This window comes from Lactococcus cremoris subsp. cremoris KW2, from assembly GCF_000468955.1.
Taxonomy (GTDB): domain Bacteria; phylum Bacillota; class Bacilli; order Lactobacillales; family Streptococcaceae; genus Lactococcus; species Lactococcus cremoris.
This window is the reverse complement of sequence record NC_022369.1, coordinates 321,611-346,750: the sequence shown is the minus strand read 5'-3', so window position 1 is coordinate 346,750 and position 25,140 is coordinate 321,611. Positions and strand designations below refer to the sequence as shown.

General features: G+C 36.6%; 23 protein-coding genes. 2 read left to right on the top strand and 21 right to left on the bottom strand.

Annotated features, from left to right (window positions below; all coding sequences use genetic code 11):
- Positions 1-185: 185 nt before the first annotated feature.
- The 15 genes from KW2_RS01735 to KW2_RS01665 form a co-directional block, all read right to left on the bottom strand.
- Positions 186-1,124, bottom strand: a complete 939-nt coding sequence (locus tag KW2_RS01735) for an ABC transporter ATP-binding protein (protein ID WP_011675407.1) — start codon at positions 1,122-1,124, stop codon at positions 186-188.
- Positions 1,124-2,173 carry an ABC transporter ATP-binding protein gene (locus KW2_RS01730; RefSeq protein ID WP_011834423.1) on the bottom strand — a complete coding sequence of 350 codons (1,050 nt, stop codon included), beginning with the start codon at positions 2,171-2,173 and terminating at the stop codon, positions 1,124-1,126. Before KW2_RS01730 ends, KW2_RS01735 begins: the two co-directional genes overlap by 1 nt.
- A gap of 2 nt (positions 2,174-2,175) precedes the next feature.
- Positions 2,176-3,207, bottom strand: a complete 1,032-nt coding sequence (locus KW2_RS01725) for an ABC transporter permease (protein ID WP_011834422.1) — start codon at positions 3,205-3,207, stop codon at positions 2,176-2,178.
- Positions 3,208-3,222: 15 nt separating this feature from the next.
- Positions 3,223-4,134, bottom strand: a complete 912-nt coding sequence (locus KW2_RS01720) for an ABC transporter permease (protein ID WP_011834421.1) — start codon at positions 4,132-4,134, stop codon at positions 3,223-3,225.
- Between the two features lie 78 nt (positions 4,135-4,212).
- Positions 4,213-5,850, bottom strand: coding sequence for a peptide ABC transporter substrate-binding protein (locus KW2_RS01715; protein WP_021036704.1), 1,638 nt, complete (start codon positions 5,848-5,850; stop codon positions 4,213-4,215).
- 309 nt (positions 5,851-6,159) lie between these two features.
- Positions 6,160-7,812 carry a peptide ABC transporter substrate-binding protein gene (locus KW2_RS01710; protein ID WP_021036703.1) on the bottom strand — a complete coding sequence of 551 codons (1,653 nt, stop codon included), beginning with the start codon at positions 7,810-7,812 and terminating at the stop codon, positions 6,160-6,162.
- Between the two features lie 168 nt (positions 7,813-7,980).
- The gene (locus tag KW2_RS01705; protein WP_021036702.1) at positions 7,981-9,303 is read right to left on the bottom strand and encodes a UDP-N-acetylmuramoyl-tripeptide--D-alanyl-D-alanine ligase; all 1,323 of its coding nucleotides are present in this window, start codon (positions 9,301-9,303) and stop codon (positions 7,981-7,983) included.
- Between the two features lie 262 nt (positions 9,304-9,565).
- Positions 9,566-10,615, bottom strand: coding sequence for a D-alanine--D-alanine ligase (locus KW2_RS01700; RefSeq protein WP_021036701.1), 1,050 nt, complete (start codon positions 10,613-10,615; stop codon positions 9,566-9,568).
- A gap of 118 nt (positions 10,616-10,733) precedes the next feature.
- Positions 10,734-11,330, bottom strand: a complete 597-nt coding sequence (recR, locus tag KW2_RS01695) for a recombination mediator RecR (protein ID WP_011834417.1) — start codon at positions 11,328-11,330, stop codon at positions 10,734-10,736.
- A gap of 129 nt (positions 11,331-11,459) precedes the next feature.
- Positions 11,460-13,625 (bottom strand): penicillin-binding transpeptidase domain-containing protein, encoded by a 2,166-nt coding sequence (locus tag KW2_RS01690; protein WP_021036700.1) that lies wholly within the window; start codon positions 13,623-13,625, stop codon positions 11,460-11,462.
- Between the two features lie 194 nt (positions 13,626-13,819).
- Positions 13,820-15,346: an alkyl hydroperoxide reductase subunit F gene (gene ahpF / locus KW2_RS01685; RefSeq protein WP_011834415.1), complete on the bottom strand. Its 1,527-nt coding sequence runs from the start codon at positions 15,344-15,346 to the stop codon at positions 13,820-13,822.
- Positions 15,347-15,411: 65 nt separating this feature from the next.
- Positions 15,412-15,975, bottom strand: a complete 564-nt coding sequence (ahpC, locus tag KW2_RS01680) for an alkyl hydroperoxide reductase subunit C (RefSeq protein WP_021036699.1) — start codon at positions 15,973-15,975, stop codon at positions 15,412-15,414.
- A gap of 177 nt (positions 15,976-16,152) precedes the next feature.
- A complete protein-coding gene (locus tag KW2_RS01675) occupies positions 16,153-16,854 on the bottom strand; it encodes a phosphoglycerate mutase (protein WP_011675395.1) in 702 nt (233 codons plus the stop codon).
- A gap of 178 nt (positions 16,855-17,032) precedes the next feature.
- Complete coding sequence (gene gloA2 / locus KW2_RS01670) at positions 17,033-17,425, bottom strand: SMU1112c/YaeR family gloxylase I-like metalloprotein (RefSeq protein WP_011675393.1); 393 nt, start codon at positions 17,423-17,425, stop codon at positions 17,033-17,035.
- Between the two features lie 43 nt (positions 17,426-17,468).
- Complete coding sequence (locus KW2_RS01665; protein WP_011834413.1) at positions 17,469-17,816, bottom strand: winged helix-turn-helix transcriptional regulator; 348 nt, start codon at positions 17,814-17,816, stop codon at positions 17,469-17,471.
- Between the two features lie 141 nt (positions 17,817-17,957).
- Here KW2_RS01665 and KW2_RS01660 point away from each other — a divergent pair, with 141 nt between their 5' ends.
- Positions 17,958-18,776: an aldo/keto reductase gene (locus tag KW2_RS01660; protein ID WP_021036698.1), complete on the top strand. Its 819-nt coding sequence runs from the start codon at positions 17,958-17,960 to the stop codon at positions 18,774-18,776.
- A 12-nt stretch (positions 18,777-18,788) separates the two neighbouring features.
- Positions 18,789-19,964 (top strand): MFS transporter, encoded by a 1,176-nt coding sequence (locus KW2_RS01655; protein WP_021036697.1) that lies wholly within the window; start codon positions 18,789-18,791, stop codon positions 19,962-19,964.
- A 61-nt stretch (positions 19,965-20,025) separates the two neighbouring features.
- On the opposite strand, the gene KW2_RS01650 is transcribed toward KW2_RS01655, so the two are convergent.
- The 6 genes from KW2_RS01650 to KW2_RS01625 form a co-directional block, all read right to left on the bottom strand.
- Complete coding sequence (locus tag KW2_RS01650; RefSeq protein ID WP_011834410.1) at positions 20,026-20,931, bottom strand: LysR family transcriptional regulator; 906 nt, start codon at positions 20,929-20,931, stop codon at positions 20,026-20,028.
- Positions 20,932-20,992: 61 nt separating this feature from the next.
- Positions 20,993-21,934: an iron-hydroxamate ABC transporter substrate-binding protein gene (locus tag KW2_RS01645; RefSeq protein ID WP_021036696.1), complete on the bottom strand. Its 942-nt coding sequence runs from the start codon at positions 21,932-21,934 to the stop codon at positions 20,993-20,995.
- Between the two features lie 83 nt (positions 21,935-22,017).
- Positions 22,018-22,956 carry a FecCD family ABC transporter permease gene (locus tag KW2_RS01640; protein ID WP_015082007.1) on the bottom strand — a complete coding sequence of 313 codons (939 nt, stop codon included), beginning with the start codon at positions 22,954-22,956 and terminating at the stop codon, positions 22,018-22,020.
- Complete coding sequence (locus KW2_RS01635; RefSeq protein ID WP_021036695.1) at positions 22,957-23,907, bottom strand: iron ABC transporter permease; 951 nt, start codon at positions 23,905-23,907, stop codon at positions 22,957-22,959.
- Complete coding sequence (locus KW2_RS01630; protein WP_021036694.1) at positions 23,900-24,679, bottom strand: ABC transporter ATP-binding protein; 780 nt, start codon at positions 24,677-24,679, stop codon at positions 23,900-23,902. The genes KW2_RS01635 and KW2_RS01630 overlap by 8 nt, the downstream gene beginning before the upstream one ends.
- Positions 24,603-24,896, bottom strand: coding sequence for a helix-turn-helix transcriptional regulator (locus KW2_RS01625; RefSeq protein ID WP_010905285.1), 294 nt, complete (start codon positions 24,894-24,896; stop codon positions 24,603-24,605). Before KW2_RS01625 ends, KW2_RS01630 begins: the two co-directional genes overlap by 77 nt.
- Positions 24,897-25,140: the final 244 nt, after the last annotated feature.

The following is a 25,140-nucleotide window of genomic DNA, read 5'->3' as shown; positions in this document are numbered from 1 at the left end:
TTCCGATTTTTCTACTTTCCTAGTTTCTAGGAGGACGAACTCAATTATACCAAAATTTGCCATAATTTTATAGCTGATTTTTTTACACTTACTGATGGGTTAAAGAGTGAAAAATTTATTCGGGCAGTAAGAAAACAATAGAAAAAACAATCAGTAGAACTAATTGTTTTATCATTATTTTTTACTTATAGAGTGGCATTTTTCTTATACACTTCCGCTTCAGCTTCTGTTGAAAAGACAAAATGTCCAGGCGTAATTTCACGCATCTCACGTTCTTGCCCATCCAATTCTGCTGTTGGGTCATAAACAATTGGGGTCCGCTGACGTTCGGAAATAGGGTCTGGTGACGGAATCGAACTTAGCAAACTCTTAGTGTAAGGATGAATTGGATGATTGTAAACTTGCTCAGAAGTTCCAACTTCCAAAATTTTCCCCCAATGCATCACACCAATACGGTCTGAAATGTATTTAACCATTGACAAATCATGAGCGATAAATAAGTAAGTCAAATTTTCTTTTGCTTGAATATCTCTCATCAAGTTAACGACTTGGGCCTGAATTGATACATCTAGTGCCGAGATAGGTTCATCGGCAACGACAAATTTTGGTTTTACAGCAAGTGCACGTGCAATCCCAATCCGTTGACGCTGTCCACCAGAAAACTCATGGGGATAACGTGTCAAATGGTCATCATTCAATCCAACCAGACGCAAAAGTTCCAATACACGAGCATCACGTTCAGCTTTAGTTTTTACTAAACCGTTAGCGTCAAGTCCTTCAGCAACAATATCTTTAACGCGCATCCGCCCATTCAATGAAGCTTGTGGATCTTGGAAAATCATTTGTGCTTCTGAACGATATTCTCGCAACTCTGAGCCTTTTAGATTACGAACATCTTTACCTTCAAAGAGAATTTCTCCGCCAGTAATAAAATTATCGTAAAGTTTAAGAATTGCTCGACCAATCGTTGTTTTACCAGAACCTGATTCTCCAACAAGTCCAAATGTTTCTCCTTCATAAATATCTAAAGAAACATTATTAATTGCTTTATTTGCCCCTTTTTTTCCTTTATTAAAAGTCAAATCAAGGTTTTTTATTTCAACCACTTTTTTAGGTTCTGTCATTATTTATCCCCTTTCAATTCTTCCCAGCGTTTCCAACGTGCCAAGATATTATCGGAAGGCGTTACTTTTGGTGCTCGTGGATCTAAAAGCCAAGTTTTAGCAAAATGAGTTGGAGAAACTTCAAAGTATGGAGGTTCTTCTTCAAAGTCAATTGCTAGGGCAAATTTATTACGTGCCGCAAAGGCATCCCCTTTTGGCGGATTCAACAAGTCAGGAGGAGTTCCTGGAATTGAAACCAAGCGGTCTACACTTGAATCAACTGTTGGCATTGAATCCAAAAGTCCCCAAGTGTAAGGATGTTGTGGGTTATAGAAAATTTCTTCAACTGTCCCATATTCAACGATTTCTCCCGCATACATTACTGCAACTTTATGTGCAAATCCAGCAACAACCCCTAAATCATGGGTGATAAAGACGATAGATGAATTAATACGCTCTTGCAATTCGGCCATCATGTGCATAATTTGGGCTTGAATGGTAACGTCAAGCGCAGTTGTTGGTTCATCTGCAATCAAGATTTCAGGATCAGCAGCCAAGGCAATTGCGATAACCGCCCGTTGACGCATCCCACCTGACCATTGGTGTGGATAATCATTGATATGCACTTCGGCATCAGGAATTCCTACTTGTTGCATCAATTCAAGGGCCCGTTTCATGGCATCGGCTTTACTCATGCCTTTATTGTGTTTCAACAAAGGTTCAGCAATCTGTTTTCCAATACGCATGGTTGGGTCAAGAGAAGTCATTGGATCTTGGAAAATCATCGAAATTTCATTTCCACGAATTTTTTGCCATTCTTCTTCTTTCAAATCAAGAAGGTTACGACCTTTAAATAACAATTCCCCTTCAGGGATTTCTGCATTTTTAGCATTCAATCCCATCAAAGTTTTTGTTGTTACTGACTTACCAGAACCAGACTCACCAACAATAGCCAAGGTTTGTCCTTTTTCTAAATCAAAAGAAACATTACGAATCGCTTTAACATCTCCAGCATAGGTGTGGAAATTGACATGCAAATTTTTAACTTCTAATACTTTTTCTTCTGCCATTTCTAATCCTCACTTGCTCTAGGGTCAAATGCATCACGCAGACCATCTCCAAAGAAGATAAATGTGAGTGAGAGCACAGACAAGACGATTGCTGGAATAATCAATTGGAATGGATAGAATTGCAAGCTTGCAATCCCATCATTAATCAAAGTCCCCAAAGAAGACGTTGGCGGTTTAACCCCAAGATTAATCGCTGATAAAACAGCCTCATACATAATCATACTTGGAATATCAAACATGATTTGGACAACAATAACCCCTGAAACGTTTGGCAACAAATGTTTTACTGCAATTTTCCAAGTAGATTGTCCTAAAGTTTTTGAAGCTAAGACAAAGTCACGCTCTTTATAGGAGAGCACCATATTCCTGACTTGCCGGGCCATTCCGGTCCAAGCAAAGAGCCCAATGGCAATGATAATTGATGAAATCCCTTGTCCCAATAAGAGGGCAAGCATGGTTACCACAACTAAGTTTGGTACAGATTGGATAATTTCAATAATCCGTTGCATGACCATATCGACTTTTCCGCCCATCCAGCCGGAAATAATCCCGTAGGTCACCCCAATTACTAAGTCAATTAGAGCCGCAGCCAGGGCAATAATCAATGAAATACGCAAACCAACAACTGTCCGTTTAGCTAATGAACGTCCATATTTATCCGTTCCAAAGACATATTTATCTTTTTCCGGAACACCTTGAGCTTTATAAACATCTGTTTTTTCAGCTGAACCAGGAGCTTTGAAATCACCATTCCAAAATGGTAAATCACCCGAAAGTTTGGGTGGAAGATTTCCATAAACTTGTGATTTATTTGGATTAAAATAGTTTGCTTTTGATTGTGGCACAACAAATGCTGAAATCACTGAGAAAACTAATGTGATCGCAATAATCCACATCGCTACTAGGGCAATTTTATTTTTCTTGAAACGACGCCAAGCATCTTGGAAAAAACTCAAGGCAGGTTTCGCAATTTTTTCTGTTGAATCTGAACCCTTTGAACCAACAAGGGTGAAGTCTTTATTTAAATTTTCCATTTCGACAAACCCTTTCTAGAGACGAACTCGTGGATCAACAATTGCAGTCAGAATATCTGTAACCAAGATGAACACCATCAAGATTACCGCATAAACAATCGTTGTTGCCATAATAACTGGGAAGTCTTTGGCAGGAATCGAATCAACAAATTGAGCACCAATTCCAGGAATTGAAAAGATTTTTTCAATCAAGACTGACCCTGTCAAGAGACCTGCGGCCATTGGACCAATCAAAGTCAACATTGGAATCAATGAATTACGCAACGCATGCTTATTGACAACTTCTTTTTCAGATAAACCTTTAGCACGTGCTAACAAGATGTAGTCTGAAGACAGTGATTCAATCATTTCAGAACGTACGAAACGTGTTACTACGGCCATCGGTGCAAATGAAAGAGCGATTGTTGGCATAATCGTTTGTGAGAAAGTCCCCCAACCAGAAATTGGGAAAAGATTCAAATTAAATCCTAGATAAAGAAGAATCAAGGTACCAATTACGAATGAAGGAACTGAAATCCCAAGTACTGAGAGAAATCCAAAAATTCCATCAAGAAGGCCATTTTTACGACGCGCAGAAGCTTTCCCCATCAAAGCACCAAGAACAGTACCTAGAATAAGAGCTTGTGTTCCTAACTGCATTGAAACTGGTAAACGTTGAGCAATCATCGTAATAACCGGTTGGTTGGTATAAATGAATGAGGTACCAAAATTACCTGTGAACATATGTCCAACATAGATAAAGTATTGTTGCCAGAGCGGTTTATCTAGACCATAAGCATGTTTCAAAATTTCCAGTTGATCTGGAGTTAGTTTGGGATTTGAGAAAGGCGTTCCGGGCATGACTTGCATCATAAAGAAAGTCAATGTCACTATCAGGAACAAAGTTAGAAGCAAAAGCCCCAAACGTTTAAGAATATATTTAACCATAAAAAATTTCCTAATCTAAGCGAAAAGATAGGGTTGGCAATCTGCCAATCCTAACTTTCTTGCTCTAAAACTCTATTATTATTTGAGGTAAGCCGTTTTGAAGTCATAAGTCAAACCAGTTGAACCAAAACGTACATCTTTAAGGTTAGGGTTACGAAGAACTGGTGAAGTACGGAAGTAAAGCGGATTAATATTTGATTCTGTATAAAGTGCTTCTTCGGCAGCTTTGTAATCTGCATAGTGTTTTTCAGGGTCAAGTGCGTCTGTCACTTCAGCAGCTTTAATGGCTTTATCATAAGTCACATTATTGATTTTACCATTGTTGTTTGGTGAAGTTGATGTGAACAAGTCAAGGAATGTTGATGGTTCAGCATAGTCACCACCCCAAAGTGAGATAACCATATCGAAGTTCCCAGTAGTTGAGTCATTCAACCGTTGTTTAAATGGTACTGATTTGATGTTAAGTGTCAAACCTGGAAGTTTTTCTTCCCAAGCTTGCTTAAGGAATGTTGCTGAGTCTTTAGCCGCTGCTGTATCATCAGTGGTCAAAGTCAAAGTAAGCTTAGTTTCCCCAATTTCTTTCAAACCTTTTTCCCAAGCGGCTTTAGCTGCTGAGACATCATATTTGTAAGGTTGTTCTGCATATTTAGCGAAGTCTTCACCAGTATTTGTTTTAGCCATACCTGCTGGTGTCAATCCAGTTGCTGGTGTAGAAGCTGGTGTTACAGTGTCAACATATTGTTTACGGTCAGTTGCAAGGTTGAAGGCTTCACGAATATCTTTATTCGCAAGGGCTTTATTTTTGCCTGATTGGTTATATTGGACATATGAAGTAGTTGCTTCGTTCAGAGAGACAACATTCTTATCTGTTTTGTTTGCTTTGTAAAGGTCTGGGTCACCGATACCTGTTTGGTCAATTTTACCTTGTTTGTAAAGGTTAAATGATGTTTTAACATCTTGAACAACTTGGAAGTCGATTTCTTTAGTCTTAACTGCGCTCTTATCCCAATAATCATCATTCTTCACGATTGAGAATGTTTGGTTTGAACCGTTCCAACCTTTTGATTTTTCAAATTTATAAGGTCCTGAGTAAACCATCTTTTCTGATGATGTTCCGTATTGTTTTCCGTATTTTTCAACAACTTTTTGGTTGAGTGGGAAATAAACAGAGTTAGCTGTCAAGAATTCAAAGTAAGGTGTTGGTTGTGCAAGTGTGACAACAAATGTTGTATCATCGGTTGCTTTAACACCAAGTGTTGATTTATCAGCTTTACCTGCATTGATTTCGTTGGCATTTTTTACTGGGCCAAGGAGGTATCCGTATTCTGAAGCAGTCGCTGGGTCAACCGCACGTTGCCAAGAATAAACGAAGTCTTTAGCAGTCAAAGCATCGCCATTAGACCATTTCAAGCCATCACGAAGATGGAAAGTATAAGTCAAGCCATCTTTTGATACATCAACAGATTTTGCCAATTCTGGCTGTGCTTTACCATCTTTGTCCACACGTGTCAAACCTGCATTGGTGTTACCAATAATGATGTTTGAGTATGTATCTGTCGCGAGTGATGAATCCAATGTTTGAATTGGTGATGTTAAATTCCATTGAATGTCTTTTGATGATGACGATGAGCTAGAACCGCTATTGCCGCATGCTGCAAGCAAAGCTGCCGAACCAAGTGCAACTGTACCTAAGGTAACTTTTTTCCAAGTCTTCATGTAATTTCCCTCTTTCATGAATTGTGTCTGACTTCGCAATTTTTATTATTGTCAGAAAATTTATTATATTGGTATTATACTTAATTCAACCTGAATTGTAAAGTATAATGGTTATGTTTTCTGAAAATTAACATTTAATTTTTTAATAGCGGAAAGTTTTCACAAACTTTTGAAAAAAATTTTTATCTCCTCTTTTTCTTTAAAACCCTTTCATCTAGCTAGGCTCTGAATAGTTTGTATTCTATTTCAACCAGTAAGAATATTCAATAAAAAAGATAAATTTTCAGAAAATTTATCTTTATGTTTTAATTATTTAATATAAGCCGATTTTAAGTCGTAAGCTAGACCTGTTGAATGAAATTCTAAGCCTGTGATTTTAGGATTCATTAAAGCTGGATTGGCTTGAAAATCAATTGGATTGATATATGATCCTTCATAAAGAGCTGCTTCTGCCGCTTTATAATGTTCGTCTACTTTGGCTGGCTCAAGAACATCTGGTGTTGTTGTTGCTGCTTTAAAAGCATCATCATAGGTTTTACTTGAGAATTTTCCGTCATTATAGGATTGACCTGTTGTAAAGAGTTGCAAGAAGGTAGAGGGTTCAGCATAATCTCCACCCCAACCTGAGAGTACCATGTCAAAATTTCCATTTTGCGCATCATTCAGTCTTTGTTTGAATGGAACGAGTTTTAAATTAACCGTCAAACCCGGCAGATTTTGTTGATAAGCCGTTTGCAAGAAGTTAGCCGTTGCTTCTGATGGTGCCAAATCTCCAGCAGCTTCAAGGCTAAGACTGAGTTTGGTCAAACCAAGTTCTTTTAAGCCTTTTGCCCAAAGTTCCTTTGCTTTTGTCGGGTCATAACTATAAGCTTGTTTGGCATAAGTTGCAAAATCTTCTCCCGTTGAGGTCTTACTCATCCCCACTGGTGTGAAACTTGTCGCAACGGTCGAGCCTGGGAGGGCTGTTTTGACAACCTCTGCTCGATTTGTTGCTAAGTTTAAAGCCTGACGGATGTCTTGATTTGCTAAAGCTTTTTGAGCATCAGGACTTGAGGCATTTTTTCCAGACTGATTGTATTCAATATAGTCTGTCCGTGCTTGTTTAAAGACTGTATAACCCTCTGTTTTTTTATTGGCATTAATCAAATCAGTTGTTGAAAGGAGTGTAAAATCGAGTTTTCCTTGTTTATAGAGTTGAGCTCCTGTATTAGCATTTGAAATGACTTGAAAATCAATTTGTTTAGACTTAACTGCTGATTTATCATAATAATTTGGATTGGCATAAATTGAAAAATTCTTATTTGTTCCAGTCCAAGCTTTATCTGACTTGAACATGAATGGGCCATTATATACGGTTTTATCTGAGGATGTCCCATATTGTTTACCATATTTATCAACGACTTTTTGATCAAGTGGATAATAAACGGGTTCTGACAAAAGGAATTTAAAATATGGTGTTGGTTGTGCCAAGGTGACTGTAAATTCTGTATCTGACTCGGCTTTAATTCCTAAAGTATCAAGTGATGATTTACCAGAAATAATATCATTAGCTCCAGAAACTGCTCCCATCAAATAGGCATATTCTGAACCTGTTTTAGGGTCTACTGCTCTTTTCCATGAATAAACAAAATCTTTAGCGGTCAACTTATCACCATTTGACCATTTTAAATTATCTTTAAGGGTGACCGTATAAGTCAAACCATCTTTTGAAACATCAATTGATTTTGCAAGAGCCAAGGCAGCATTTCCTTTAGAGTCAACGCGTGTCAATCCTTCTTCAACATTTCCTGCAACATCATAAGAATACTGGTCAGTTAAAATTGTGGTATCCAGCGAGGCCACATCAGTGGGAATTGAAAATTGAATGTTTTTTTGCTCACTTGTTTTTGAACCACAGGCCACTAAAATAATTCCTGACAGAGCAATGACGGTGGTGAGCCCAATAATTTTTGCTTGTTTCATCTGGTTTCTCCAAATCATAAAAGTACTATTGAATTTTCTAATTATTCTGAAAATTAAACGTGGACCTATTATACTTCTTCGAAAATCTAATGTCAAGAATATTATTGTATTTTTCTGACAATTTAACAAAACTAAAAAGTACCGACTCTTGTCAGTACTTTTTTGTCATTATAATTTTTCAACAACTTCTGAAAGTTTCATGCTGTTTGAGCCCTTGAATAAAACTTGGTCTGCTGGTTTCAAATCTGCTGACAGACTTTCTGTCAGTAAATCCAAATCTGTAAAATAGCTGACAGGTTTGTCAGTCGAAATATCTGCCAAATTTTTCATCATTTCGCCATAAAGATAGACTTTATCAATTTTTGTGAAATCAATCGATTTCAGCACCTCTTTATGAAGTTGAGCAGCTGTTGGTCCGAGTTCTAACATGTCAGCAAGAACTGCGATTTTTCGACCATTTTCATTTTTAGGAATGGCTTGGAAAGTTTCCAAAATCAGGCGCATAGCTGTTGGATTGGCATTATAGACGTCGCTTAAAAGGTCAGCTCCATTTTTAGATTTTTTCCACTCTGTCCGATTTCTGGTCAGTTCAACTTCTTTCAAAGCTTTTTTGATTTCAGCTTCTGTCAATCCATAATGTAAGCCAACATAAGCAGCTAACATAGCATTCGTTGCATTATATTTACCAGGAACTGGAATCGTTATTGATTCATCTAAAAAATTAGTTTCAAAAGTCAATCTTTCTTTGTGCTCAATTAATTTTGTAATGAATAAATCTTCACCGGGCAAACCAAAACGACTGATTTTTTGATTTTCTGGAATAAAAGCATTAATAATTGGGTCAGCAGGGGCAATTAATTCACCATGTAGACCAGCAGTAATACCCATTTTACCTTTTGCAATATTTTCACGACTACCCATAAATTCAAGATGAGCTTCACCAATTAAGGTAATAAGAGCTAGTTCAGGTTGAGCTAGTTGTGAGAGAAAATCAATATCGCCAGGGTGGTCCATTCCCATTTCTAATACTAATTTTTCAGTATCCTCTGGCATGTGTAAAATTGTGTAAGGCAATCCAATTTCGTTATTATGATTTCCTTGTGTTTTATAGGTTTTATATTTTTTAGATAAAACAGCAGCAATCATATCCTTGGTGGTTGTTTTACCATTTGAGCCTGTCACCGCAATAACTGGAACTTTTGTTTTTTCCAGATAATATTTTGCTAATGTTTGGAAAGCTGCTAGATTATCATCAACCAAAAGATGAGCTTGTTCAACTTCTTTTTCTGAAAAGCTAATTATTGCTCCATTGTCAAAAGCAATCTCGATGAAATCATGACCATCTCGTGCCCCTTTGAGTGGCAAAAAGATATCTCCTTTTTCAATTAAACGGCTGTCAAATTCAATTTTATTTACTGACAAATCTGCCAGTTGCGACCAATCATTTTTTGCGCCAACGACTTGAGCGATTTCGTGAATTGTGAGTTTCATAGTGACTCCATTATAACACAGCCAGCCAGATGAAACACGTTTCGTGTGACTGGCTTTCAATTTATTAGGACCGAATGAAACCAACCCTATCTGCGGTTATACCTTAGACTGATAATTTCTTACATCCGGCCTCTTATCAACTTAAACTTTTTACTCTGCATTATAGAAAAAAGTAACACAGCCCATAAGCAGTGGTACTTTTTGCCTTTTTTACTGATGAAAAAATCTGTCAGCAATTAATTTACTGACAGATTCGTATTTTTTATAAGAGATGATTTTCGCGTGTTTCAAAAGTTTCTTTAGCTAAATCAACTAATTTTTCAATTAAATCAGAGTAAGACAAGCCCATATTTTCCCAAAGCAATGGATACATTGACCATTGAGTGAAACCAGGGATGGCATTGACTTCATTAAGATACACATTTCCATCTTTAGTCACAAAGAAATCACAACGTGACAAACCAGCTCCATTAACTGCTTTATAAGCTTTCTTGGCATATTCTTGTATTTTTTGAGCTAAATCTGCTGAAACTTTTGCAGGAATGTCCATTTGGATTTTATTATCAATATATTTTGAGTTGTAATCATAAAATCCAACATCTTTCACGACTTCTCCTGGAAGTGTTGCAGAAACGTCACTATTATTTCCCAAGACAGCACACTCGATTTCACGCGCATCCACCCCTTGTTCAATGACCACACGGTTATCATATTTGTAAGCTTCACTCAGGGCTGGTTGAAGATCTGCTAAATCATCAACTTTTGAAATCCCCACACTAGAACCCATGTTCGCTGGTTTTACAAAAACTGGGAAATCTAATTTTTCGACGACTTCTTGAGCAATCTCCGCTTGATTTTCGTCAGCAAAAGCGGCAACATAAGGAACTTGTGGCACACCAACAGCTTCAAAAACATGTTTTGCTAATAATTTATCCATTGTACTTGAGGCAGATAAAATATTCGGTCCGACATATGCCAAACGCAAAATTTCTAAAAATCCTTGAATAGAGCCGTCTTCACCCATTGGACCATGTAAAACTGGAAATACAACAGCATCTTTTTCATAAATTGCCGCAGGTGAAATCTTTGGATAAGACTCTGCCAAATCGTTTGTCAGTAATTTTTCTTCTTCAGCAGGTGTGTCAGTAAATTCTTGTGTTTTTATGAATTCACCACCCTTAGTGATAAAGTAAGTTTTCACAATAAAACGAGAATAATTGACAGCTCTCATCACTGATTCTGCTGATAAAACTGATACTTCTCGCTCAGCAGAACGACCACCATACAACAAAATTAATGTTTCTTTTGACATATTTCTTCCTTTTTTACTGACTGCCTTGTCAGTCGCTTCTTTTTTACTGACCATTTTTAAGATTGCTTTATAATACAAAACGTCAATAATTGTCTTTTTTATTTTACCACAGAAAAAATCAAATTTCCAACCGATTCTCCACGGCTTTTGATAAGGTAACCTCATCAGCGTACTCTATATCAGACCCTACAGCTAATCCACGAGCCAGTCGTGTCACTTTAATTCCCGCAGGTTTAATCATTCGAGCCAGATACATAGCGGTTGCTTCACCATCCGAAGTTGCATTGGTCGCAATAATCACTTCTTTAACTTCTGAGTCCATTAACCTTGTAATCAAAGATTTAACATTAATTTCATCAGGAGAGATCCCGTTCATTGGACTAATTGTTCCATGTAAGACATGATAGAGTCCGCGATATTCACGGATTTTTTCCATGGCAAGAACATCTTTAGATTCTTCGACAACCAATATCGTTGTTCTATCACGTGTGGGATCAGTACAAATAGCACAAGGATCACTTTCTGTTAAATTCCCACAAATAGAGCAAAAGCGTAAATCTCGTTTTGCTGACAAGAGATTTTTCGCAAATTCATTGACATCTTGATCTTCCATGCCAATCGTATAAAAAGCTAGCCGTGTCGCCGTTTTCTGCCCAATTCCGGGTAATTTTGAAAATGACTCAATCAGGCGAGCAATAGGTTCTGGATAATACATATTTCACCAATTCTTCACTTGTAAATATTTTATTCAATTTATTAATTTTACTATAAAAGGCTTAAAATGAAAAGGAAATGCGACAAGATTTTTAAAAGAAAAACCCTCATTCAAGAGGGCTTTTTTATTTTAATTTGTTCGAAAAGCTTCGTTTGAGTAGTATAAATCGGTAATTCCAGTGACAATGCTTTGGTTTGCCTTCGTACCACTAGAAGCATTACTTTCAGTATTATCTGGCAACACAACTCCAATCGCAATCTCTGGATTGTCTGACGGAGCAAAAGCAACTGCATTATTTGCTGTTACGATAACTTGACTACCATCTCCTAATATTTTCGTACTTTCGGAAGTACCCGTTTTACCAGAAATAGAAACCGTTGCAGCGCTCATTGGTTTACCAGTGGTCAAACCACCTGCACCATGAACAACAGCATACATCCCTTGATGAAGAACATCCATATTGTCTGGAGTAATATTAACCTTATCCATAATTTTAGGCGTAATATTTTTAATTAAGGTTCCTGGTTGTCCATCATTTCCGCCCTCATAAATCCCTTGGACGATGTGTGGCGCTAAGCGCGTTCCATTATTTCCTAAAGTTGCAGCATAAACTGCCAATTGAAGTGGAGTATAGTTATCATACTGACCAAATGATTCATACAATACATTAACCCCAGAAGCATCTTTAGATTTTGCTGAAGGAATAAATCCTGTGGACTCTCCCGGAATATCGAATCCTGTTGAAGTCCCTAAACCGTAAGAAGCAAATGCGCTTCGTAGCTGCTCATAGACTTTAACTCGGTTACTATCATTGAGATATTGTCCAGCAGCAGTATAAGGAGCCCCTAACATTCTCATTGCTAACTGCATCATATAAGTATTTGATGAATATTGCAGGGCTTCAACAGCCGTTAAAGCCATTGGTGAAGCATCTCCCCACCAGTCATTGATAGGAGGTGAACCTTTAAATTGAATAGACTGCGCAGTTAAAGTGTCATTTCCCGAAATCACTCCTGCATTCCAAGCAGCAGTCAATGTTCCCATTTTCACAACAGACCCCGGTGTAAAGACACTTTGGAAAGTTCCAAGTGTATTATCCGTAATTACCCCTGTATTAGGGTCACGGTTATATCCAGATAGGGCTAGTACTGCACCTGTTTTAACATTGAGAACAACAGCATAAGCCCCTCTGTTATACTGACCATAACCTTGGGCAATTAATTGGTCCAATTGTGTTTTAACCAAATCGTTGACAGCATTTTGGAAATCTAGGTTAATGGTTAATTTTAAATCATCCCCACGTTTTCCTTTTTGAATTGTTTTTGTTCCAGAAACATCACCATTTTTATCAAATTTGACTTTGCTAATACTGTGCGTTCCTTGAAGTTCACTTTCGTAGCCTTTCTCAAGAAGTCCAGTTCCCACACGGTCATTACGTTGATAACCTTTTTTAAGATAGGCATCTAAATCTTCCGCCGGAATCCCCGATTTCTGTGAAGTAATAGTCCCCATTAATGGAGTTAGCGAATTTTGAGCATAAGAGCGATCCCAAGAAGTTCCAATCGTAATTCCTGGCAAATCTCCTTCTTGCTCCGCAATTGTCGCTTGTTGCTCTGCCGTAATACTTCCAGTTGCAATTTTAGTAGTATTAAAAGTACTTGTACTATTCATTTCTTTGAATAATTTTGCGGCAAAAGTTTGTTCCGCCGTAAAGTTCAAGTCACTATCTTTAACTTTACTTAGCTCAACTTCATAAATTTGTGAGCCAGTTAAATCATTGCCTTGTTTATCTTTCTTTTCTTTATCAGTTAGCTTGTTTGCGATTTTTTCCAAATTTTTAGCATTAGCCAAGAAATAATCTTTTTTGTCACGAGTTGTCAAATCAGCAACATCAATATCATTAGATAAAATAGTTGCTAGCTTATTCGCTACCTGATACATTTCATCTGCTGTCGCATTTTGACTACGTGTGAATTCAACGGCTTGGACAGGGATTGTTGTTGCTAAAGCTTTACCACTTGCATCGTAAATATTTCCCCTCGGAGCTCCTTCGATAATCTGAACATCGCCACCGGCGCTAATTGATTTTTCGGCATAGAAATGAGAATTCAAAACTTGCATGTGAAAAAGTTTTCCGATTAAAATCATAAACAGAACAAAAATAACGAAAAATAGAAGATTAATGCGTTTTGGGATTAATTTTGTTGGATCTTTTAATACTTTTGTTTCTTTATTTGTTTTTTTAGACTGACCGACTTTATTGCGCTTATCGTTTTTTCTTTTATTAACTGACATTTGGACTCCAAGAATGAGTTTTATAAATAATTTTTTAATTCAAAATTTGTACTTAAACATTTTACCACATTTATGAAAAGTTTTCCTTACAATTTTGATTAGTTCTAGTTTAATCGAGAAACGCAACTTAATCAAGAAAAATGAAAAGACTAAAAAAGGAAACTCAGACAAGCTTCCTTTTTAAGAAAAACAACTTAATTTCTTATCAAATAATCAAAGGCACCTAAGGAAGCAGTCGCTCCACTTCCCATTGACACAATAATTTGTTTATAAACAGTATCTGTGCAATCTCCTGCTGCAAAGACACCCGGAATATTTGTTGCTCCAACCTTATCAGTCACAATTTCATGACGATCTGTCAAATCAATTGTCCCTTCCAACCACTGAGTATTGGGAACTAAACCAATCAAAACAAAGACACCGGCAAGCTCTAAATGAATCGTTTCTTTAGAGCCTCGAACTTGATAATTCAACCCCGTGACTTGCTCATCTCCTAGAATCTCTTTAGTTTCCACATTGGTCAAAACAGTAACATTAGTTAGACTAGCAAGTTTTTTTTGTAAGATTTTATCTGCTTTAAGTTCTGGTAAAAATTCAAGAACAGTGACATGGTTGACCAAACCAGCTAAGTCTATCGCTGCTTCAATCCCTGAATTTCCTCCACCAATAACTGCCACATCTTTACCAGAGAAAAGCGGACCATCACAATGAGGACAATAAGCCACTCCTTTATTCTTAAAGCGTTGTTCTCCTGGGATTCCTAAATCACGCCAACGAGCGCCAGTTGAGAGAATAACAGCTTTACTCTTCAAGGTTGCTCCATTTGCAAGACTTACTTCAATTAAATCTTTTTTCTCAAGTTTAACTGCTTTTTGCAGATTCATCAAATCTACTGGATATTTTTTTACGTGTTCTTCAAGCTGACGACCAAGCTGAACACCCTCTATATAGGGTGTTCCAATCAGATTTTCAATCCCTAAAGTTTCTAAAGGTTGGCCTCCAAAGCGCTCGGCAATCAAGCCTGTCCTGATTCCCTTACGTGCCGCATAAATAGCTGCACTCGCACCAGCTGGCCCCCCTCCTACTACCAAAACATCATAAGGTTCTTTTTCTGCGAAACTATCCGAACTTTCTGGACCTGTAATTTTTTCCAACAATTCTTCAAGACTTGCTCGTCCACTATGAAATTCTTCGCCATTTTTAAAGACAGCAGGAACAGCCATAATTCCTTTTGCTTCTACTTCTGCTTGGAACATGCCTCCCTCAATCATGGTATGACTAATGTTAGGGTTGAGAATGGTCATTGTATTTAAAGCTTGAACCACATCTGGACAATTATGACAAGTTAAACTGACATAAGTATCAAAATGAAGTGAAGTTTTAATAGCCTTAATTTGTTCAATTAATTCTTGTTCAATACGTGGTGGTCGACCACTCACTTGCACAAGGGCCAAAACCAATGAATTTAACTCATGACCTAAAGGAAGACCTGAAAAAACAAGCCCTGAAACACCTTCTCTTTCAATTGAAAAAGCCGGTTTATGATTCAGATTTGTTTTCTCTTTTGAAATCAAGTCTGATAAACTTGCCAGTTCATCTGTAAATTCATTTATTTTTTGTCCATTTTCACTATCGTCTGCGTCCACTTTTAAAATAATTGGATTTTCTAATAAATCCATATACGGCAGTAACTGAGAACGCAGATTTTCATCTAAAATCATATTAAACCTTTCTGTCATTAAATTTTTCAAGACAAATAAAGTGAGTCAAGACTCACTTATTTATTTTAAATTTTTCCTACAAGGTCGATTCCTACATGAAGGCTTTCCCCATCTTCTTTCCACTTAGCGGGACAAACTTCACCTGGATGATTGCGGACATATTGAGCTGCCTTAATTTTATCAATTAACTGACTGGCATCTCGCCCAATTCCATCTGCTGTAATTTCAAAAGCTTGAATCACACCATCAGGGTCAATAATAAATGTTCCACGTTGAGCAAGTCCAGCTTCTTCATCAAGAACATCAAAAGCCCGTGAAATTTTTTGTGAAGGGTCCGCAAGCATAGGATAAGTAATCTTAGAAATTGCATCGCTATGGTCATGCCATGCAGCATGAACAAAATGAGTATCTGTTGAAGCAGAGTAAACTTCTACTCCGAGTTTTTTCAATTCAGGATATGTTTCTTCCAAATCCTCTAACTCCGTCGGACAAACAAATGAAAAGTCCGCTGGATAGAAACAAAGTACATTCCATTTTCCATAAAAATCTTTGTCAGAAACTTTAATAAATTTCCCATCAAGATAAGCATCTGTTGAAAATTCTTCTATTTTTTTACCAACTAGTGACATGATGTTCTCCTTTTTTTGTTTAAAACTTTACTATTAAATTATCTCAAGAAAAAAATGAAGAATCAATTAATTTGTCTAAAAACTCACAAACTATTAAATTGAATACAAAAAAGCTCCAATTTGTCAGTAGAAATTCCACTGACAAATCGGAGCATTATATGGCTTATTCAATTATGTTTAAGCTTTTTTTGGAGCCAAATAGTATTCGTTTTGAACGTTCAAATTGTCATCAAATTCGAAAACAAGTGGTGGGAAGTTAGGGATTTCAACATCCATAATTTCGTCATCAGAAAGTTTTTTGATTTGTTTAACGAGGGCGCGAATTGAATTACCGTGAGCACCAACGAAGACATTTTTTCCTTCTTTCAAAGCTGGAGCGATTTGGTCTTCCCAGAATGGAAGAGCGCGTTCCAAAGTAACTTTGAGGTTTTCAGCATCAGGAATCAATGAATCTTCAAGACCAGCATAACGACGGTCTCCGTGAGCTGTATATTTATCATCATGATCCATTGCAGGTGGCAATACATCATATGAACGACGCCAGATGTGAACTTGTTCATCACCATGTTTTGCAGCAGCGTCAGCTTTGTTCAAACCTGTCAAACCACCGTAGTGACGTTCGTTCAAGCGCCATGATTTAACAACTGGTACCCAAAGTTGATCTGAAAATTCAAGAGCAAGGTTAGTTGTTTTGATCGCACGTTTCAATACTGAAGTGTATGCAATATCAAATTCGATTCCAGCTTCTTTAATCAATTTACCAGCTTCAATCGCTTGTTTAGTTCCGTTTTCAGAAAGGTCAACGTCAGCCCAACCTGTGAAAAGGTTAGCAAGATTCCATTCAGATTCACCGTGACGTGCAAATACTAATTTTGGCATTTTGTGTATTCTCCGTTTATTTTTTACTTGAACGACATTTAGTTCGTTCATTTACAAAGTTAATTTTACTACATTTTTTCTTTTTTTTCTAGCTTTTATTTTCTGTAAGCCCTTTTATTTACTGACAGAAGCGTCAGCAAAAATAAAAATCTTTCCTTCATCTTATTTTTTCAAAAAATTACTCATGAAGTTCTATTGGTAAATCATCTGGATCATAAAAGAAGAGCATTTTTTTGTCAGTAATCTCATCCTGCCGAATTTCCTCTACTTTTACCCCTTGGCTTATCAAATAATTTCGATCTTCTTCAATATTCGTTGTTGTTAAAGCGAGATGTCGGTATCCTTTTGCTTCTGGATAAGTTAAACGTTCGGGCGCTCCTGATTTAATAAATAATTCAAGTTCTGTTTCATCATTCAGCCTTAAATCAAGTTTAACATCCTCTTTTTCTGGCCGATGATTTTCTCGAATAATTGAAAATCCTAAAATATCAACATAGAAATGGCGAGCCTTTTCATAATCGTCGGCGATGATTGCAATATGATGAATTTTGTTGAATCTTGGTTGATACATTTCCTAACTCCTCTTACCTATCAGCTACTCATTATTCACTAGATTATTCTAAAATTTGAACTTCTTCACCTTTACTTTTTAAAGTTTGGACATGGCCTTCGCCCCATGAACAAAGAATATCTAGTAAGCCATTTAAAGTTTCCCCATAAGGACTTAGTGAATATTCAACCTTAGGTGGGACCTGATTATAAACCTTACGCACGATAATATTATCAATTTCTAATTCTCTTAATTGCTGGGTCAGCATTTTTTGACTGATTCCTGGAATTAGTCTTCTCAATTCTCCTGGACGACTTGGATTATGTCTTAAATTACACAAAATAATTGGTTTCCATTTTCCACCAATAACATCCATTGTCGCTTCCACACCTATATTATAAATTTTTTTCAAAATTAATTTCCTTTCTAATCCCTTATTCTATCCAATTATTACTTTTTAGTACGTATGACACAAAAAAGTAGGTACTGTTCAAGAGGTTTTATTTATTATATACTAATTTTCTGCCAAAACAAAATAGATGAGGAGCAAAAAATGAAACTTAATAATCAAATTGAAATTCCAGAACTCGGTTTAGGAGTCTTTCAAATTCCGAATGAAGAAACTGCTGAAGTGGTAAAGAACGGAATTATCAATGGATATCGTTTAATTGATACAGCTAAAATTTATGAAAATGAAGAAGGGACTGGTCAAGGAATAAAAGAAGGTTTGACCTCGACAGGGCTTACTCGTGAAGACCTCTTTGTCACGTCAAAACTTTGGGGAGACAATCATTCTTATAAAGAAACAATTCAAAGCTTTGAAGAAAGTTTGAAAAAATTAGATTTGGATTATCTTGATTTATATCTTATCCACTGGCCTGGCACTAATTATGCTTACAAAGAAGCTTGGAAAGCAATGGAAGATTTATATAAAGCGGGAAAAGTTAAAGCGATTGGTGTCAGCAACTTTCAAAAACATCATTTAGAAGAACTTCTTAGCTATGCTGAAATAAAACCAGTATTAAATCAAATTGAACTTCACCCTAAGCTTTCACAAAAAGAACTTCGTGAATTTTTGAAACTTCATGATATTAAGGTCCAAGCTTGGTCTCCTTTGATGCAAGGTCAACTATTAGACAATGAAATGCTCAAAAAAATTGCTGACAAACATGGAAAATCTGTTGCCCAAATTATTCTTCGTTGGGATATTCAACAAGAGATTTTAGTCAATGTCAAATCAATCAAGAGTGAGCGAATGATTGCTAATCGACAAATATTTGATTTTGCACTTGACCAAGAAGATATGGAGGCCCTAAACTCATTAAATGAAGCCCTTCGTGTTGGCCCTAACCCAGATACTTTTAATTTTTAAGAAAGAAATATAATGAAAAAAATCTCTCCTAGTCTTACACTTCTTGCTTTAGCGATTAATGCTTTTGCAATTGGTTCAACCGAATTTATCAGCGTTGGTTTAATGCCAATGATTGTGAACACTTTTAATATCAGTTTATCGCAAGCCGGTTTAACAGTCTCTCTTTATGCGCTAGGTGTAACGGTTGGTGCACCATTACTAACTATTCTCACAGGAACTTGGAATCGAAAAACTTTGATGGTTGCCATTATGATTTTGTTTATCCTTGGTAATTTACTCTCAGCCTTTGCCCCAACTTTTATTTTACTTTTAGTTGGACGGGTGCTAGCTTCACTTGCCCATGGGATCTTCATGTCCATTTCCACAGTCATTGCCGCTGATGTTGTTCGTCCTGAAAAAAGAGCTTCAGCAATTGCCTTAATGTTTACAGGACTTACAGTTGCTACAGTTATCGGTGTTCCTTTGGGAACTTTCATTGGTCAACACTCTACTTGGCATATGTCATTTATTTTCATTGTTGTCATTGGATTGATTGGACTGATAGCTACAAGTATTCTTGTTCCTAAAGGTCTTCCAATCCCTGGAAAAATCAACTTGAGTGGACTTGCACGAATTTTCACGAATAAATCAATTATGATGTCCTTCTTTATCACTGCTTTTGGATATGGTGGAACTTTCGCTGCTTACACTTATCTTACCCCTATACTTGAAGGGACTTTTAGATTTTCAGCAAGTACAGTCGTTATTATTTTAGTTGCCTATGGTGTGATGGTTGCCATTGGTAATTCACTAGGTGGACATCTAACAAATAAAAATATCCTTCCTGCTTTGCAAAAAATGTTTGCGGCTCTTGCCTTAAGCTTACTCTTTCTTTTTATCAGTACAAGCTTAGCTTCTCAACCTTTGGGATTGATTGCAACATTACTCTTGGGACTCTTTGCTTTTATGAATGTTCCTGGTTTACAATTATATGTTGTTCAACTGGCCGAAAAATTCACTCCAAAAGATATTACTCTGGTTTCTGCATTCAATATTGCAGCCTTTAACATTGGAATTACTCTTGGTTCTTTTGTAGGAGGCCAAATTTCCAAAACCTCTAGTGTTGTCTTTACGCCTATCGGAGGAATTGTTATCATCTTGCTCGCAATGATTCTCATTGGCATAGCCCAAAAACAAAAAGCTCAGTAAGAAGTTTTAGTAATCCTAATAAAAATACTCTCTGATAAATGAATCAGAGAGTATTTTTATTTTAGAATTCATAGTTTTCAAAATAAACTTCAAGGCTGCGTTTATAAGAAGTTGCCGCATTTGAAAGTAAATGTCCACGGTGTTTGACTAAAATCAAACTATTTCCATTATCCCCTTGCATAGGAACAACAGTCACGTTATGAACACTTGCTTTATCGATAAAGCCAAGACCTGTCGCATAAGCGTCTGTTCGTTCTAAAATACCGTTTAAGCTAGCTCGGTCAGTAACATTATAAATCAATGTATTTTCAAAAGTTTCAACCAAATCTTCTGAATAGTAAAGAAACTGTTCATTTTCTTGGGTAAATCGAACACGATCTAGCGGTTTTAAATCATCATCTGAAATCGTCTCGCGCTGCGCGAGTGGATGTCCTTTGCGAATATAAATATGCGTTTGCGATAAGAAAATCTCTTCATAATCTAATTCAAGTTTATTGAGCATTCTTAAAATCCCTGAGCGGTTTTGTTTATTCAGATAAACTACCCCAAGTTCGCTATGCCCTTGTGCCACTTCTTGTAAAATATTATAAGTGGTAGATTCAAAAATTCTAAAATTCTTTATTTCGGGATTTTTCTTCGCAAATTCAACGGCGACCGGTGCTAAAAAATCATAATGTTGGCTAGCAACTGAAAATGTTTTGTCTGATTCTTTAGGTTTAGAATATTTCGATTCAAAGCTTTCGAAATTACGTAAAACAGTTTGTGCTTGTTCATAAAATCGTTCGCCTTCAATAGTCAAAGTTGCGCCTGTATTTGTTCTTTCAAAAATTTGAAAGCCAAGTTCTTGTTCTAAATCTTTTACTGCAATTGACATTGAGGGTTGACTAACAAAGAGTTGCTCTGAGGCTTCACGAAAAGTTCCACTATTAGCAATGGCGACGACGTACCGTAATTGTTTAATATTCATGTCATAAAGTCCTTAATTTTTCACAAAAAAAGTGTATAAGTTGATTATACACTTTTTCTTTTTATTTTGTAGCTTTAATGATAGCGTCAGTGTAGAGTGACAGCTCTTTTTTAGCCGCTGTTGGTCCGCCAAAGAAGTAAACTTTGTCGTAGTCCATTGTGATGACATGTCCTTCTTTAACCGCTTTAAGATTTTGCCAAGCCGGATTATTTTTTAGAGCAGCATATTGTTCTTTATCTTTCTCCGCAAAATCAATAAAGATATAATCTGCATCAAATTCGCCCAAGCTTTCTGTATTTACTTCGGCATAACCCACCCCTTTTGAGAGTTCAGCCATTTTGCTTGATTCTTTAAAGCCTAAACCAGTTGTTAAGGCTTGTCCTCCACGAGCAAAATTATCTCCAAAGGCATAAACCTTATCTCCTTGAAGTTCAAGAAGTGAAATGGTATTTTTAGCTGGTTTAACATCAACCTTAGCCAATTTTTCTTTTTGTTTATCAGCTTCTTTCTTAAAGTTTTTAAGGAAACTTGCTTTTTCATCTTCACGATTAAGAAGTTTAGCAAAGTAATCAAGTGATTTATTCATTCCTGAAAGATCTTTATAATTAACGAGAACAGTTGGTGCCACTTTTTGATAGTCAGCCACTTGATCTTTATCAACTGTAATAATCAAATCAGGATTTTGAGCAATCAATTTTTCCATATTGAATTTTGGTGCTCCCAAATCAACCATATTCTTTTTTTGTTCTTTCGATAAGAAGGTATTTGGGAAAGCCCATGAGTCTGTTCCAACAACATTTGCACCTAATGAAGCCACTTCATCTGGGTAATTTTGAACGGCAATACGTTTTGGATCTTTAGGAACTTTAACATCACCATTCAAAGCGTGAAAGGTCACTTTGTCTTCACTTGATGTTGATTTTTTTGATGATGAATTTGGAGAACAGGCAGCTAAAGTAAGTAAAGCTCCTGCAGCAATTAGGGTTGTGAGTACTTTTTTCAAAAGAATCTCCTCTATTTTTAGGTCATTTTTTAGAAATGAACCATTATTTTTTTATAAGAAATTTACAAAAGTAAATTAATTTCTTAAACTTTTTGTATAAGATAAATATAATATGGAGCCCCAATAAAGGCGACAACAAAGCCTAAAGGTAAACTTGATGGAGCTATAATCATTTGGGAGATGATATCAGCAAAAGATAATATAATCATCCCTGAAAGAGCTGTTGCGATTAGGCTTTTCCGTGATTTAAATCCAACAATTTCACGTGCAATGTGCGGAGCAATCAAACCAACAAAGGCTAATCCACCAACCAATAAAACACCAACAGCTGCAAAAAGTAAAGCCAGCAAGTATAGATAGATTTTAGTTTTGGGAACATCAAGTCCCAAAACCGTCGCCATTTCTTCTCCCAAGGATAAAATTTCAAGTTTTTTGAGGAAAAAAGGGAGAATTATTAATCCAATGACTAATAATAAAATACAAATTATCAGATAAGTGGTTCCCGTTTGCCAAATATCTCCTGACAGCCAAACTGCCACTTTCTGAAAATCAAAAGCATTGACAGAAAGTTGACCAATCGTAATCAGGGCTTGGAAAAAAGCTGTAATTGCAATCCCTGTCAAGAGTACTCTGACAGAGCTCACTTGCTTTCTCAGAGCAAAAATATAAATTAAAGCAAAAGAAAGAAGGGCACCAATTAAGGCGAATAGGGGATAAGAAAAATTCCAAATGCCCGTCAATTTAAAATGATCAGCAATTAATAAAAAGGCGACGCTTCCTGCTGATGCACCAGAAGTTATCCCAATTGTTCCACTATCAGCAAGAGGGTTCTCTGTGATATTTTGAATGATATAACCGGATAATGAAAGGGCAATCCCTGCTGACAAAATAGTTATTAATCTTGGTAAACGGAAATTAGGAATCAAAATAGATAGGATTTGAGAATTAGTCGAAAATTGTGTCAAATCAGCCACAATCAAAACCAAAAGAAGGACAAAAAGTAAAGTGAATTTTCTTTTCATTTATTTCGCCTCCTTTGTAATGACCCACAAAAAGAAAGGAGCTCCCAGAAGCATGGTTAAACTTCCTGCTGGAAATTCGTATGGTTTAAATAAATTCCTAGCCGCCAAATCTGCCAAAACAAGCAAAAGCATCCCTGTCAGCACGGACAAAATCACATTTTGCCAAAAATTCGTTCTAACAATTTTCTTGGCAATATGTGGAGCTATCAGACCAACAAAACTAACCACTCCAACTGAGGCAACGGTCACCCCCGAAGCAAGAGCAACTAAAAACATAATGAGTAGACGGACAAAATTTACGGAAACTCCAAAAGATTGGGCCAGCTCGTCTCCAAAGTTTAATAAATAAATTTGTTTAGAGAATAGGAGCAAGAGTAGGAGAAAAATCAGACTCACGACTGCCATTAAAAGAACTTTAGTATTGGTTATACCAGAAAAAGACCCGACAATCCAGCGAAAATAAGCCTGCGTATCATGACTAGCAAAAGTCATTGAGCTCGCTAAACTCGTTGCAAAAAGTCCGACTGATGTTCCAACTAAAACAACTTTTAAGGGCTGAAAATGTGTCCTGGCAGTCAAAAGCATGACGACGGCTAGAGCAATAAATGCTCCTAGTGATGAAACCATGACTGAAATTCCATCATTTGTCGACCAACCCAAAGTCAACAAAAGAGATAAAGCCAGACTTGAACCGCCAGAAATTCCTAGAGTAGACATTTCAGCAATTGGATTTCTGGTCATAATTTGAACTAGAAATCCACTGACAGACAGGAGAAATCCGGTTAGAAAAAGACTTATCAATCGTGGTAAGCGTAATTGTAAAACCATTTTATTTGTGGATAACTCTGTCAGTCGAACATTTTTGTTTCCTAGCATCAGATAAAGAACTGACAAAAAAAGTAAAGAAAAAACTAGGGCAAAAAAGATTGTCAGAAAATGTTTTTTAGGCATCTTTCACCCCAGTAATCATTAATTTTTTGGTAAAGGTATCACATCCTAAAGTAACGTCCAATCCAAAGCATTCTTTCAATGTTTTTTGAGTAAATAAGTCATCAACAGTCCCTTGCTCGACCACTTCCCCATCTTTGACGAGAACTAGGTTGTCAGCAAAACGAGCGGCATGGTTCAAGTCATGAATAACGTAAACAATGGTTTTATTTCGCTTTGTCGCTAAATCTTTAAGCAGACACAAAATATCCAACTGATGAGCTAAATCCAAATACGTTGTGGGTTCATCTAGTAAAATAATCTCACTATCTTGGGCTAAAATCATTGTGATAAATACTCTTTGTTTTTGCCCACCAGAAAGTTCTGATACTTTACTTTCACGAATATCCCAAACATTTGTTTCCCTCATTAATTCCTCAATAAAAGTAATATCTTCTTTTGATAAACGTTGTTGCATCAGTTTTTGATGTGGGAAACGTCCTAGACTAACAAGCTCATAGACTGTAATATCTGCAGGAGCAGTAATTGATTGAGGCAATAGGGCTAAAATGCGAGCAATCTCCCGATTTGAATGATTGCTTAAGGGCTGATTATCAAAAATAACCTGACCTTCTGCTTTAATCAAGCGCCCTAGGGCTTTTAGTATCGTTGATTTTCCAGAACCATTGACTCCAATAATAGCTGTCGTTTTTCCTTTTTCAATCGACAGCGTTACGTTTTTCAATACCTGCTCTTTTCCATAAGACACATTGATATTTTTCGCACCAAAATACATCGTTTTCTTTCCTTTTCACAACGGTTGGTTGATAGTTAAAAAGCTCATCAACGGTTGTCCCTAGGGTTTCTGCAAGTTTGAAAGCAAGCGTTAACTCTGGGTCGTATTTGTCATTTTCAATCGCATTAATCGTCTGACGCGAGACGTGAGCGATATGTGCGACATCCTCTTGTGAAAGATGAGATAATCGGCGCAATTCACGTATTTTATTTTCCATGTTTTTCCCTTCTAATTCTTTTGGAAGTTCTTTTTTAAGATTTAATTCAAATTTTATAAGCTTTTGCAAACAATCGGCTTGTCAAAAGTTTTTTACAAGTCCTATTATGCCATTTTCCACTCATTTTTGCAAGATAACAAAAAGCAAAAAACTTGCCTCAGAACAAAGATAAACTCCCTTTTCAAAGTTTGAGAAGGGAGTTTTGAATTTTTGAGCGGAAAGAAGACTTTTAGGAAAATACGAT